Source organism: Streptomyces sp. OZ13, from assembly GCF_052068155.1.
GTDB lineage: Bacteria > Actinomycetota > Actinomycetes > Streptomycetales > Streptomycetaceae > Streptomyces.
In genome coordinates this window covers 345,420-357,543 of sequence record NZ_JBQHCZ010000002.1, presented here as the reverse complement: position 1 = coordinate 357,543, position 12,124 = coordinate 345,420, and the positions used below count along the sequence as shown (strand labels likewise).

The 12,124-nt window shown below is 69.8% G+C and carries 12 protein-coding genes and 1 pseudogene; 9 read left to right on the top strand and 4 right to left on the bottom strand.

All coding sequences use genetic code 11. The features are described from left to right. The first annotated feature begins 1 nt into the window (after position 1). Positions 2-811, top strand: coding sequence for a xanthine dehydrogenase accessory protein XdhC (gene xdhC / locus ACTMTU_RS05270; RefSeq protein ID WP_441262267.1), 810 nt, complete (start codon positions 2-4; stop codon positions 809-811). A gap of 82 nt (positions 812-893) precedes the next feature. Here xdhC and rpmF read toward each other — a convergent pair. Both rpmF and rpsR read right to left on the bottom strand, forming a co-directional pair. Continuing rightward, a pseudogene (gene rpmF / locus ACTMTU_RS05265) lies at positions 894-1,040 on the bottom strand (50S ribosomal protein L32). A gap of 7 nt (positions 1,041-1,047) precedes the next feature. After that, the gene (gene rpsR, locus ACTMTU_RS05260) at positions 1,048-1,296 is read right to left on the bottom strand and encodes a 30S ribosomal protein S18 (protein WP_441262266.1); all 249 of its coding nucleotides are present in this window, start codon (positions 1,294-1,296) and stop codon (positions 1,048-1,050) included. Between the two features lie 161 nt (positions 1,297-1,457). Between rpsR and rpmB the strand changes: the two genes are divergently transcribed. From rpmB to ACTMTU_RS05245, 3 genes are all read left to right on the top strand, one after another. Beyond that, positions 1,458-1,694 (top strand): 50S ribosomal protein L28, encoded by a 237-nt coding sequence (gene rpmB, locus ACTMTU_RS05255; RefSeq protein WP_441262265.1) that lies wholly within the window; start codon positions 1,458-1,460, stop codon positions 1,692-1,694. Continuing rightward, positions 1,694-1,999: a 30S ribosomal protein S14 gene (gene rpsN, locus ACTMTU_RS05250; RefSeq protein WP_441262264.1), complete on the top strand. Its 306-nt coding sequence runs from the start codon at positions 1,694-1,696 to the stop codon at positions 1,997-1,999. Before rpmB ends, rpsN begins: the two co-directional genes overlap by 1 nt. Positions 2,000-2,429: 430 nt before the next feature. Further along, a complete protein-coding gene (locus ACTMTU_RS05245) occupies positions 2,430-2,939 on the top strand; it encodes a hypothetical protein (RefSeq protein WP_441262263.1) in 510 nt (169 codons plus the stop codon). 58 nt (positions 2,940-2,997) lie between these two features. On the opposite strand, the gene ACTMTU_RS05240 is transcribed toward ACTMTU_RS05245, so the two are convergent. Then, on the bottom strand, positions 2,998-3,591 hold the full coding sequence (locus ACTMTU_RS05240) for a hypothetical protein (protein ID WP_441262262.1): 594 nt from the start codon (positions 3,589-3,591) through the stop codon (positions 2,998-3,000). A 580-nt stretch (positions 3,592-4,171) separates the two neighbouring features. Here ACTMTU_RS05240 and ACTMTU_RS05235 point away from each other — a divergent pair. Genes ACTMTU_RS05235 through ACTMTU_RS05225 form a run of 3 tightly spaced genes read left to right on the top strand, consistent with a single transcriptional unit; the run spans position 4,172 to position 6,750 of the window. Continuing rightward, positions 4,172-4,396, top strand: a complete 225-nt coding sequence (locus ACTMTU_RS05235; RefSeq protein WP_441262261.1) for a hypothetical protein — start codon at positions 4,172-4,174, stop codon at positions 4,394-4,396. Positions 4,397-4,441: 45 nt separating this feature from the next. Further along, positions 4,442-5,062: a TetR/AcrR family transcriptional regulator gene (locus tag ACTMTU_RS05230; protein ID WP_441262260.1), complete on the top strand. Its 621-nt coding sequence runs from the start codon at positions 4,442-4,444 to the stop codon at positions 5,060-5,062. A 29-nt stretch (positions 5,063-5,091) separates the two neighbouring features. Further along, a complete protein-coding gene (locus ACTMTU_RS05225) occupies positions 5,092-6,750 on the top strand; it encodes an acyl-CoA dehydrogenase family protein (protein ID WP_441262259.1) in 1,659 nt (552 codons plus the stop codon). A 357-nt stretch (positions 6,751-7,107) separates the two neighbouring features. Here the strand turns inward: ACTMTU_RS05225 and ACTMTU_RS05220 are convergent, their stop codons facing one another. Beyond that, complete coding sequence (locus tag ACTMTU_RS05220; RefSeq protein ID WP_441262592.1) at positions 7,108-8,595, bottom strand: SpoIIE family protein phosphatase; 1,488 nt, start codon at positions 8,593-8,595, stop codon at positions 7,108-7,110. A 576-nt stretch (positions 8,596-9,171) separates the two neighbouring features. Between ACTMTU_RS05220 and ACTMTU_RS05215 the strand changes: the two genes are divergently transcribed. Next, complete coding sequence (locus tag ACTMTU_RS05215) at positions 9,172-9,690, top strand: SRPBCC family protein (protein WP_441262258.1); 519 nt, start codon at positions 9,172-9,174, stop codon at positions 9,688-9,690. A gap of 38 nt (positions 9,691-9,728) precedes the next feature. Continuing rightward, complete coding sequence (locus ACTMTU_RS05210) at positions 9,729-12,029, top strand: FdhF/YdeP family oxidoreductase (protein WP_441262257.1); 2,301 nt, start codon at positions 9,729-9,731, stop codon at positions 12,027-12,029. The last annotated feature ends 95 nt before the right edge of the window (positions 12,030-12,124 follow it).

Genomic DNA, 12,124 nt, shown 5'->3' with positions numbered 1-12,124 from the left:
CATGACGTGGGTCGCCGCGGTCGCGCGGTTGCGGGCCCGCCGGGAGTCCGGCGTGCTGGTGACCGTCGCGACCGTACGCGGCCATGCCCCCCGCGACGCCGGTGCGAAGCTCGTTGTGGGGCAGACCGAGACGTGGGGCTCGATCGGTGGCGGCAATGTCGAGGCCGTCGCGATCGACCGGGCCCGGGAGATGATGGCCGCGTCCAAGCCGGAGCCGGAGCTGATCGATTTCGCCCTGAACGACAAGGTGGTCAACCAGCACGGCGTGCAGTGCTGCGGCGGCACAGTCTCGGTGCTGCTCGAACCACTGCCGGTGGTAAGGGCGGTGGCGATCTTCGGCGTGGGGCACGTCGGATTGGAACTGGCGCGCATCCTGGCACGCCAGGACCTCGATCTCCATCTGATCGACAGTCGCTCCGACATGCTCACCAAGGAACGGCTCGACGTGCTGGCGGACTCGGTGGCGCAGGTGCACGTGCATCACACGCCGCTGCTGCCGGAGGAGGTCCTGGCGGAGTTGCCGCGCGGCACGCACATCCTGATCATGACCCATGATCACGCCGAGGACGCAGCTCTGTGCGACGCTGCCTTGCGCACGACCCATCTCGGCTCCATCGGGCTGATCGGGTCGGCGGCCAAGTGGGTGCGGTTCCGCAAGCGCCTCACCACCGAGGGCGGTCACGACGAGGCCGCCATCGGTCGGATCAAGACCCCGATCGGGCTGGCCGACATCACCGGCAAGGAACCCGCGACCATCGCTGTGAGCGTCGCGGCCGATTTGCTCCGTACCTTCGAAACCGAGGGGAACTGACCCTCCGACCGGACCGGCAGGGGTGTCCCACGCTTGTGCGACGCACGCATGCGGGGCACCCCTGCCGGCGTGACGACAGCCGTCACTTCAACAGGCCTCGGCCATACCGAGGCACGGGGTGGCTGACGCCGTCGACCGTGACCGGTACGAGCTGGGGCGTGCCGGTCTTTCACTGGGAGCGGCGGTGACGAGTGTTGCTGCGGGACATCTTCCGCTCGGGAACAGCCATCAGGGAGTCAACGCCCGCCTGCGTTACCGGCATAGGGCAGCAGGGCCATCTCCCGGGCGTTCTTGATGGCTGCGGCAAGCCGGCGCTGCTGCTGCACGGTGACGCGGGTGACGCGGCGGCTGCGGATCTTGCCGCGGTCGGAGATGAACCTGCGCAGCAGGTCGGTGTCCTTGTAGTCGATGTAGGTGACTTCGGCCGCCTCGAGCGGGTTGGGGCGGGGCTTTGCGTGCTTGCGGGTTTCCGGGCGGCGGGCCATGCGTGTTGCTCCTTGGGCTGCTGGGAGTGCTCAGAGGGTCAGGCGGGACCGAGGAGCTGTTCGACGCCGCTCTCGGCCCGGTGCGCCATGAGGCTAGTATATGGGAACGATTTCCATTACCAATAAGTAGTGGATGCCGCAGAGAGAGGCAGGTAACACCCATGTCCGCCCACTGCCAACTGACCGGCGCGAAGCCGGGCTTCGGCAACACGATCTCCCATTCGCACCGGCGCACCTCGCGCCGCTTCGACCCGAACATCCAGCGCAAGCGCTACTGGCTCCCGAGCGAGGGGCGCAACGTCCGTCTGACCTTGAGCGCCAAGGCGATCAAGACGGTGGACGCGATCGGGATCGAGGCGGCCGTGGCACGGATCCGGGCGCGCGGAGGGAAGGTCTGATGGCGAAGAAGAGCAAGATCGCTCAGAACGAGAAGCGCAAGGCGATCGTCGAGCGGTACGCCGCCCGGCGGACCGAGCTCAAGGAGATCGTCCGCCGCCCCTCGTCGACCCAGGACGAACGCCTGACCGCGCTGGCGGAGTTGCGCCGGCAGCCGCGCAACGCCAGCGCCACCCGCGTACGCAACCGCGACAGCGTGGACGGCCGCCCCCGCGGCTACCTGCGCAAGTTCGGTCTCTCCAGGGTCCGCACCCGGCAACAGGCGCACGCCGGCTTCCTGCCCGGGGTGACCAAGTCGTCCTGGTGACGGAACTCCGCTGACCCGACGCCCCGGAGTCCTGCCGTCGTACGCGCCGGCGGGCGCCTTCCTCGCAGCGCGGTCCGTCGCATCCGGTATGCCGACGGGCCGCGCCGAGCGCTCCGGCCCTTTCGAAGAGCGCCGATCGGAGCCAGGCGCCAGGCCGAAGCAGGTGGTCCAGCGAAGCGCATCGGCGTCCGCCGAGTCAGGGGCGTTCAGCGTGGCCGGGTCCCAAGACGCACCTCCAGTCCGGATGCGAAGGTCGGACTGCCGCTCGCCGATGGCGAGGTCGTGGCTGATACGGCGGCCGGCCCGGTGCCGGTGCCGTGGTCTGCCGCTTGCTCCGAACGAGCGGCAGCGGGCTCGCCCCCGATTCCTGACGAGGGCCGGCCGAGTTACCTGTGCGTCCGCACGTACCGCATCAGGAGAGGGACACCCCATGAAGTTGACCGCCAGAATCGCCTGCGTCAGCGCCACCGTGACGACGGCGGCCCTCATCTCAGCAGGTGGCGCGCACGCCCAGGACGATGGCTCACTCCTCTCGCTCCTCGACAGCCCGTCTGTGGTGCTGGCTTGCTTCCCGAGCGGGCAGGTCGGCTCCCACAACCAGTTCACCGGCACCCAGAACATCAACTGCAGCCAGAGCGCGACCAGCACCACCGCCCCGGGACCCGGAGGCGGCGGCGTGACGGGGCGCGAGGTCGTGGTAGGAGAGCCAGTGACCGCGGTTCCCGGAAACACCGTCAACGCCATCGCCACGTGCCCGGACGGCAAAGTGGCCACCGGCGGAGGCATCGTCACCCTTCCCAGCGATGCCGACTTCACGAACGAGATCACATACCCCGACCCCAACCTGCCCGATGTCTGGCTCGCGCGCGCCGTGAACGAAGGCGAGATCGAGGGCACCGTTCAGGCCTACGCCGTCTGCGTCGACGCAGCCGCCCCGTAGCGATCATTCGCTGACGCCCTGGTCGAGCCGCTCGGCGTACATGACCGGTGGCCCCGCGTCAGCGGCAGGTGGCCGACGCGCATGTCTGGAGCCGTGGCCGGGGATGGCAGCCGGCAGCAGAGTGGTGGCGAGCGGGCGCAGCCGCCCTGCTGCGCGAGCCGAGTCGATCATCGGTCGCACACTGTGCGGGGACACCGTCAGTTCGAGTCTGGTCTCTGCCAGGAACTGAGGGTTTCCTGCCGCGGTGACGTTTGCCCGGATGCAGCGGTTCCTCGAAATCGTCGGGGTGGAGGATCTGGAGCAGGGTCAGCACGTAATACGTGTACGCGGAGGCTTCGGTGATCAATTGCTGGGCGGCCTCCGGCGGCTCGGCCACCGATCCGGTCGTGGTGTCACTCCGGAGGCGGCCACTACTCAAGGCATGCGAACTGCCGTCGCCGACGTCGAGTATGCGCTGGTCGAGGACAGCGGTCAGCGAGCCGACGAGGCTGTGGACGTTCAGTGCTGCCGCGTTCGTGCCCCTCACCGTCAGCGTGCCGAGGCTGGAAATGCCGCCACCACAGGCTCCGCCGCCCGGGAAGTTCGGACAGTCCGGTGCCGCGCCGCCGCTGATGGTGGTCTTGTTGAGCTTCAAGGTGCCGGCGTCGTCCACGAAGAGGAGCGAAATTCGGGTGCGGACCGGGCGCGCGTGATCGTCGCGCCTTTGCCCTCGATGGTGATGTCGCTGGTGATGGCCGGCAGGCCGCTGGACGAGTTGGCGGGGTTGGGGGTCACCAGCCGGTAGGTGCACTTGCGGGCCAGGCGGAGGGTGTCGGGGCCCGGTGAGCTATTGGCCTGTTCACCGCCGCGACGAGGTCCGGGACCGAGCACTTCACGTCTACCGTGTCGGCGCGGGCGAGCGGGGCCGGGAGCACCATTGCAGCCATGGCTGCCAGGCCGGCCGCGGCCAGGAACCGTCCCGGATGCGATCGCCGGACGCCGACGGGTGGATCCGTCGCTCGGAAGTTCTGCAAGGACATCAGGGTCTTCTCCTTCTGCACCAGGGTGTAACCCCACCGGGCGCGTCCGACTACCGGCCCCGTCCGCCCTGGCACAGGTCCCTGACGTGGGCCGCGGGAGACCAACCGACCACGGTCTCCTGCAGCTTGAGCGGCTTCAGTGCCCTCCAGGCCGCCTCCGACGCCTCCTTGGGCACGGTGCAGCCGCGGCGGCGGGCTTCGGAGGTTGTCCCGATGAGGCGTCGCTCGATCGTGTTCGGCGGCGCCTTGACCACCTGGTCCAGGTACGGCACGAACGAGACGAAGGTGCCGACCGTGATGTCGCTGTTCGCCGAGCGGGTGCCGGTCTGGTCGGCGAGCCAGTCGTGGACCTCGCCCCAGACCCGGGCGGGCAGGCGGGTGACGCTGTCTGGCGGGCCAAGAGACGCCCACGTCCTCCACGGGGTTCCGAGCCGGTGAGCCCGACCCTTGTCCGGAAACTATGAATGGTGGTTCACTTCTTCCATGGCCTACCGCAAGACCCCGGCCGAAATTCGCCGGCTCGAAGCCGCCCGGGAACACCTCGTCACCCGTGCCACCGACGTCGTCGCCGACGCGGGCTGGGCGCACGCCTCCGTGTCGGCGGTCGCCGAGGCGGCCGGCATCTCGGCCGGCTCGGTCTACCAGCACTTCCCGTCCAAGGCGGCGCTCGCCGTCGAGGTTTTCCGGCGCGCCGCGGGGCGGGAGGTCGAGGTCCTCGCCGAGGTTCTGCACGGCTCCGGGACCCCGGTCGAACGACTCGTCGCCGGTGTCCGGGTGTTCGCCCGCCGTGCCCTGGAGAACCGTGGGCTTGCCTACGCCCTGCTCGCCGCCCCGGCCGAGCCGGCGGTCGGCGCCGCACGCCTCGACTTCCGCCTCCGCTACCGCGCCCTGTTCGCCGAAGTCGTCCGCCAGGGCATGGCGGAGGGACTCCTGCCACCTCAGAACGCGGAGATCACGGCCGCCGCCCTCACAGGCGCGATCGGTGAGGTCCTGGTCGCGCCGCTGGGCACGCCGGAGGAGGACGACACCGACGGGCTCCTCGCCGAACTCACCGCCATGGCTCTGCGCTGCGCGGGCGCCGCCGCCGCGGCGCCGCGACCGTGACCAGACCCACCGCCCGGGAGGGAAATCCCATGACCGCACCCGCCGCACCCCGCAGCAATCCGACGGCAGCCACGCACGAGGTGACCAACCAGCCCCCACCGCTGACCGGTCACGACGTCGCCGACGACCCGGTGCTGATCGAGGGCGTGCGCCGCGAAGGCGCAGCGTGGCATCTCGACGACCTGCACCGCTTCGGTCGGCTCGTCGGCAGCGAGGAGGCCCAGCTCTGGGCGGACCAGGCCAATCGCATCGAGCCCGTGCTCCGTACCCATGACCGCTACGGCAACCGCATCGACGAGGTCGAGTTCCACCCCGCGTACCACTCGCTGATGGACGTTTCCGTGGGGGCGGGCCTTGCCGGGGCGGCCTGGGCCGACGACCGCCCGGGCGCCCATGTGGCACGTGCCGCGAGTTTCATGCTCGCGAGCACCGTGGAGCAGGGGCACCTGTGCCCGGTCTCCATGACGTACGCCGTGGTCCCGGCCCTGCGCCACGCGCCCGACCTCGCCAAGGTGTACGAACCGCTGCTCACCAGCCGCGTCTACGACCCGGGGCTGCGCACACCCGCCGGGAAGCGCGGCCTGCTCGCCGGCATGGGGATGACGGAGAAGCAGGGCGGCACCGATGTCCGCGCCAACACCACCACCGCCACGGAACAGGCCGACGGCACCTGGCGGTTGCGCGGACACAAGTGGTTCACCAGCGCGCCCATGAACGACCTCTTCCTGGTGCTCGCTCAGGCCCCCGGTGGTCTGTCCTGCTTCCTGGTGCCGCGCGTGCTGCCCGACGGCAGCCGCAACACCTTCCGAATCCAGCGCCTGAAGGACAAGCTCGGCAACCGCTCCAACGCCAGCAGCGAACCGGAGTTCGACGACACGGTGGCCTGGCTCGTGGGCGCCGAGGGCAAGGGCGTGCGCACCATCATCGACATGGTCACCATGACCCGCCTCGACTGCGTGCTCGGCTCCGCCGCCGGCATCCGTGCCGCGCTCGCTCAGGCCGCGCACCATGTGCGCCACCGGGCGGTATTCGGGGCCAAACTGATCGACCAGCCGCTGATGCGCAACGTCATCGCCGACCTGAGCCTCGAGTCGGAAGCCGCCACCACCCTCGCCCTGCGCCTGGCCGGCGCCGCCGACCGGGCACAGCGCGGCGACGCACAGGAGCGTGCCTTCCTGAGGCTCGCGACCGCTGTCGGCAAGTACTGGGTGTGCAAGCGCCAGCCCGTCGCCGTCGCCGAGGCGCTGGAATGCCTCGGCGGGAACGGCTACGACGAGGCGTCCGGTATGCCGCGCCTGTACCGGGAGGCCCCGCTGAACGGCATCTGGGAGGGCTCGGGCAACGTCAATGCCCTCGACATGCTGCGCGCCCTCACCCGCGAGCCCGACTCCCTCGACGCCTTCCGCACCGAGGTAGAGGCCGCCACGGGCGCCGACAGCCGCCTGGACGCGGCCTGGCGCGAGCTGAAGGGCGACCTCGTCCTCACCGAGGACGCTCCGCTGCGGGCCCGTCGCCTCATCGAGCGCGCTGCCCTGGTGCTGGAGGGCTCCCTTCTCGTCCGCCACGCCCCGGCGGCCGTCGCGGACGCGTTCTGCGCGTCCCGCCTCGCAGGGGACCAGGGCCTGGCCTTCGGCACGCTGCCTGCCGGGACCGACTTCGCTGCCCTGCTGGAGCGGCTCCCGCGTTGAGGGCCTTCGGGTCCTGACCGGGCGATCCCGCCGGTGCCGCTGCGCGACTGCCCCTGGACGTCCGCAGCGGCACGAGCGGTGAACCGCCCCTGCCTGCGCTTCGCCGAGCGGCGGGCCGGGTGCCGCCCGGAGGAACGGCCGGCTCCGGACGCACCGGCCAGGCGCCGCCCCGCTCTGCCTCGTTGCACCGTGGCCTCCCTCCCGGACGACGCGCGCGGTCGACGCCGACACTCAGTGCCACCCTCCCCCGGTCCCCGTGCCGGTACGAGCGGGTGGGCCCCCGTCCGTGGGGCGGGCAGCGCTTCCCTGTCCCGATCGAACTGCCGACCCGACAGCGCCGCCGTGGCCACGTATCGCTTACCGAGCGGTCTCGATGACGCGCTGGACGGCGAGGAGGGCGACGTCGTCCACGCGCCGCGGGGCCTCTCGGCGGGCGAGGAAGTCCACGAGTTCCGCGAGTTCGGGGTCTTTCCCCCTTCGGTTCCGCCATCGCTGGATGTCGTCGATCATGTTGTGCACGCATACATCGATGTCGGTGTCGCGGCGCTCCACGAGTCCGTCGGTGAACAGCACAAGGGCGTCCTCCGGATCCACGCGCGTCGCGGTGGTCGGGAAGTGCGCATCAGGGTCGACGCCGAGCGGGGGTCCTCCCTCCAGTACGACCTCGCTCCCGCCCGAACGGTGCAGACGCAAGGGGTGGAGGTGCCCCGCCCTCGATCCCAGCAGTGTGCCGTCCTCCGGGTCGAGCACCATGTAGGTGCACGTCGCGAATCGGTCGGTGTCCAAGTCGCTGAGCACGCGGTTGACGTGGGCGAGCAGCGCCCCGGGCGGAAGCCCTGCCTCCGCGCAGGCCCTCAGCGCGACACGCAATTGCCCCATGACGGCGGACGCATGGGCGTCGTGGCCCTGGACGTCACCCACCACGAGAGCCGCCGTCCCGTCCTTGAGCGAGAGGACGTCGTACCAGTCACCGCCGATCTGCATACCCTGCGTGCCGGGAAGGTAACGGGAACACACCCTGAGCGAGGGCAGGGTCGGCAGATGCCGAGGCAGCATCGCTTCCTGGAGGTCGGTGGCACGCTGATGCTCCGTATCGAAGAGGCGTGCGCGGTCAAGGCTCTGGGCGAGCATGGCGGCGACGGCGGTGTAGAACGTCCGCTCGTCGGCATCGAACCGTCGAGGTCCGGCGAAGGAGATGAGGCAGGCGCCCGCGACACGGTCCGCATGGCCGAGCGACAGAACGACCCACGACCGGGGAAGCACCTCGCCGGTGGTGGCCAGGTCGGTCAGTTCAGGGCCTTCGTGACGGCTGATGTCCTCGATGAACAGCGGCTGTTCCTGCACCGCGGCGAAGGTCATGACCGCGTGGGCGGGAACGCGAAGATGCGACAGCGCCGCGGCGATCTCGGTTTCTCCGACGATGGTCAACTGCCCGGCCTCGGCGAGGCCGACGATCAGGTTCTCCGCCCCCAGGGCCGGGCGTGCCACGTGGGTCATGACGTGGGCGACGTCCGGCACGGTGAGTGCCTGCGACAGCGCCCGCGTGAGGGTGAAGAGGAACGAGCCCCGGGAGCTTTCCACCGACACGGGCTCGTGCGGCAACGGATCGGTCGCGGTGGCCGTCGCAACCACCAGGCCAAGAGCGCACGTGGGTCGGCCGGAGCCGTCCACGACCACACGTCCGAACTCCGCCACAGGATGCACGCTGCCGTCGGGGTGCAGGACGCGGTAGGTCAGGTGGTAGCGGCCGGCGTCTTCCGTCACCCCGTGAGCCGCCGCGCCGACGGCCTCCTCCGTCACCCGGGCGATCGCCGCCTGGATCACGGGTACGTCGTCCGGATGCAGCAGCGCGAAAGGACGGTGGGCCGTCCGGTACGGACCACACGCCGCACAGCGCGGAGTACGCGGCTGTCATCGATCGCGCCGTCCGGAACGGCCTGCAGGCCCGTCCCGACCGACAAGTACAGAGCTGTGCGCCCCGCGGGCAGGCTCCGGCATCCGTCTCCCGAGGCCGTCAGAGCGTCCAGGAGCGAGTTCGGGTCGTACGCACGCAGCGCCCGCGCGAGCAGGCGCGCGACTCCCGCAGGTCCACCCATGGGCGCGCCACACCCTTCATGTGGGGTAATGAACCGACTCGGTCCAGCGTCCCCCAATTCTGTGGATCGTGTGTTGTCGAAGCGGACCAAGGACGACGGCGGACCTCCGCCCGGGTGCCGCGTTCGACGCTCGCCGGTCCGCCGTACCCCGCAGGCTCGGCGTAGCGCACCGCCTCGCCGACCGAGGCGCCCAGCAGCTCGCTGCCGTCGTCACTGCCTGTACCGCGCTGAACCGCTTCCCGGTCCGGACGATCGCCTCCACGTGGCGGCCTGTCGGACACGCGGCGACACTGAGAAAAGTCAGCGCCCGAAGGCAGGTGGGGCCATGAACACCGTTGAAGAGACGATCGAAGTCGCGGTACCGGTAAGTACGGCCTACAACCAGTGGTCGCAGTTCAAGAGCTTCCCGCGGTTCATGTCCGCGGTGCGGAAGGTCGAGCAGGTCCGCCCCAATCTCACCCGCTGGGTGATCAGGTTCGGTCCCGTGCGGCACGAGTTCGACGCCGAGATCGTGGAACAGGTGCCCGACTCCCTGGTGGCGTGGCGGAGCCTGGGCAGACGTTCCGGCCACCGCGGTGAAGTGTCGTTCCGTGCGACGGCATCGGACCGTACCGCGGTCTCGGTACGCATGAGCGTCACACCGCACGGAGTCACGGGCCGCCTTGTCCATGCCTCCGGGTTCACTCGTCGTGTGGTCCGCGCCGAGCTCGGTCACTTCAAGGAGTTCATCGAGGGTGTGGGACAGGAGGGAGGGGCCTGGCGGGGGGTCATCCGAGGCGGCCACGTGGAGCACTGGGAGGCGGAGCCGCCCAGAAGCCGGGTCCCTCACTGGCCGGTCGGCTGAGCCGCCCACTCGAGAGCAAGAGAGCGAGAAACACCCCGATGAAGAAGCCACCGAGCCAAGAGCCGGACGAACACCTCACCGTCACCCCGCCCAAGACGTGGGCGGCGGGAGTGCCGGCGGTGACCCACGCTCTGCAGTACTCCCTCGAGGAGACGTCGGCCCGGCGAACCGGCGTGACGCTGCTGACCATGAACCAGGTGGACGGGATCGACTGCCCCGGCTGCGCCTGGGCCGACCCGTCCCCCGGCCACAGGCACCGCAACGAGTACTGCGAGAACGGCGCCAAGCACATCAACGACGAGGCGACGTCACGGCGCATCACGGCCGACTTCTTCCGCAGGCACCCGGTCTCCGAACTGGGCCGGCGGTCCGATCTCTGGCTCAACCAGCAGGGCAGGCTCACCGAGCCGATGGTCAAGCGCCCCGACTCGGACCACTACGAGCCGATCAGCTGGCACGACGCCCTGGGGCTGCTGGCCGACGAGTTGAAGGCGCTGGACTCGCCCGACGAGGCGGTCTTCTACACGTCGGGCAGGGTCAGCAACGAGGCGGCGTTCGTCCTGCAGCTCTTCGCCAGGGCCTTCGGCACCAACAACCTGCCCGACTGCAGCAACATGTGCCATGAGTCCAGCGGCTTCGCTCTGCACGAGACCCTGGGCACCGGCAAGGGAACGGTGAGTCTGGAGGACATCCACCACGCCGAGCTGATCTTCCTGGTCGGGCAGAACCCCGGCTCCAACCATCCTCGGCAACTCTCCGCACTGGAGCAGGCCAAGCTCAACGGCGCCCGAATCATCGCGGTGAACACCCTGCCGGAGGCAGGACTGCTGCGGTTCAAGAACCCGCAGAAGGCTCGCGGTGTGATCGGGCACGGTGTCCAGATCGCCGACCGGTTCCTTCACATCCGCAGCGGGGGCGACCTCGCGCTCTTCCAGGGACTGAACCGGCTCCTGATGGAGGCGGAGGACGCCCGGCCGGGAACCGTGCTCGACCAGGACTTCATCCGCTCCAACACCAGCGGCTTCGAAGAGTTCGCCCAGCACGCCCGCACCATCGCCTGGGACGACATCCTCACCGCGACCGGACTGACCCGAGAAGAGATCGAGAACGTCCGGGACGAGGTACTGCGCAGCGAACGCGTCATTGTCTGCTGGGCCATGGGCCTGACCCAGCAGAGGCACGCGGTCCCTACCATCAGGGAGATCGTCAACTTCCTGCTGCTGCGGGGGAACATCGGCAGGACCGGAGCCGGGGCATGCCCGGTGCGTGGGCACAGCAACGTCCAGGGCGACCGCACGATGGGCATCTGGGAGCGGATGCCCGACGCCTTCCTCGACTCGCTGCAACAGGAGTTCGACTTCGAGCCGCCTCGCGCCCACGGGCTCGATACGGTGAACTCGATCAAGGCCATGCGGGAAGGCCGTATCAAGGTCTTCCTCGGCGTCGCCGGCAACTTCGTCCGGGCAGCTCCGGACAGTGACGTCACAGAGGACGCGATGCGGCGATGCAGCCTCACCGCGCACATCTCCACCAAGCTCAACAGGTCCCACACCGTCTGCGGCCGGACCGCGCTCATCCTGCCGACCCTGGGCCGCACAGAAGTGGACGTCCAGGCAACGGGCGAGCAGTTCGTCACCGTGGAGAACTCGATGAGCGAGGTGCACACCTCCCGCGGGCGCCTGGCACCGGCCTCCAAGATCCTGCTCAGCGAGGTCGCCATCCTGTGCCGGCTCGCCGGCCAAACCCTTGACGGCAGGACCGGAATCCCGTGGGACGAGTTCGAAGCGGACTACGGGACCATCCGTGACCGGATCTCCCGCGTCGTGCCAGGGCTCCAGCACTTCAACCGCCGGGTGGTCCGTCCCGGCGGCATCCGGCTGCCCAACCCGGTCAATGAGGGGATCTACCCCACTCCCGTCGGCAAGGCCCTGTTCACCCGCAACGCGTGGGAGATGCCGCAATGCCCCGAGGGGCACCTGCTGCTGCAGACGCTGCGCTCCCACGACCAGTGGAACACCATCCCCTACACGGACGACGACCGTTACCGGGGCATCCACGGAAGCCGTCACGTGGTCCTGGTAAGCCCTCAGGACGTGTCCCGGCTCGGCTTGTCACAGGGACAGCGTGTCGACCTGGTCAGTGTGTGGGACGGCGGCACGGAGCGCCGCGCGAAGGACTTCGAGGTTGTCCCCTACCCGACGACACCTGGCTGCGCCGCCGCGTACTACCCCGAGACCAACGTCCTGTTGCCGCTGGACAGCGTGGCCGGGACCAGCAACCAGCCGACCGCCAAGAGCATCGTGGTCCGGCTGGAGCCCACGGCCGCCGGCGCGGAGTGAGCTTTCAGGCGCCCGGACGACATTCCTCTTGGTGCCTGCCATCGCGGCCGGCCCGTACGGGGACGAGGTGAGCCCGGGCAACTCCGTTGCGCCGA

Coding starts and splice junctions, on each gene's coding strand:
- xdhC (WP_441262267.1), top strand. CDS start 2: ATGACGTGGGTCGCCGCGGTCGCGCGGTTGCGGGCCCGCCGGGAGTCC.
- rpsR (WP_441262266.1), bottom strand. CDS start 1,296: ATGGCCCGCCGCCCGGAAACCCGCAAGCACGCAAAGCCCCGCCCCAAC.
- rpmB (WP_441262265.1), top strand. CDS start 1,458: ATGTCCGCCCACTGCCAACTGACCGGCGCGAAGCCGGGCTTCGGCAAC.
- rpsN (WP_441262264.1), top strand. CDS start 1,694: ATGGCGAAGAAGAGCAAGATCGCTCAGAACGAGAAGCGCAAGGCGATC.
- ACTMTU_RS05245 (WP_441262263.1), top strand. CDS start 2,430: ATGAAGTTGACCGCCAGAATCGCCTGCGTCAGCGCCACCGTGACGACG.
- ACTMTU_RS05235 (WP_441262261.1), top strand. CDS start 4,172: ATGAGGCGTCGCTCGATCGTGTTCGGCGGCGCCTTGACCACCTGGTCC.
- ACTMTU_RS05230 (WP_441262260.1), top strand. CDS start 4,442: ATGGCCTACCGCAAGACCCCGGCCGAAATTCGCCGGCTCGAAGCCGCC.
- ACTMTU_RS05225 (WP_441262259.1), top strand. CDS start 5,092: ATGACCGCACCCGCCGCACCCCGCAGCAATCCGACGGCAGCCACGCAC.
- ACTMTU_RS05215 (WP_441262258.1), top strand. CDS start 9,172: ATGAACACCGTTGAAGAGACGATCGAAGTCGCGGTACCGGTAAGTACG.
- ACTMTU_RS05210 (WP_441262257.1), top strand. CDS start 9,729: ATGAAGAAGCCACCGAGCCAAGAGCCGGACGAACACCTCACCGTCACC.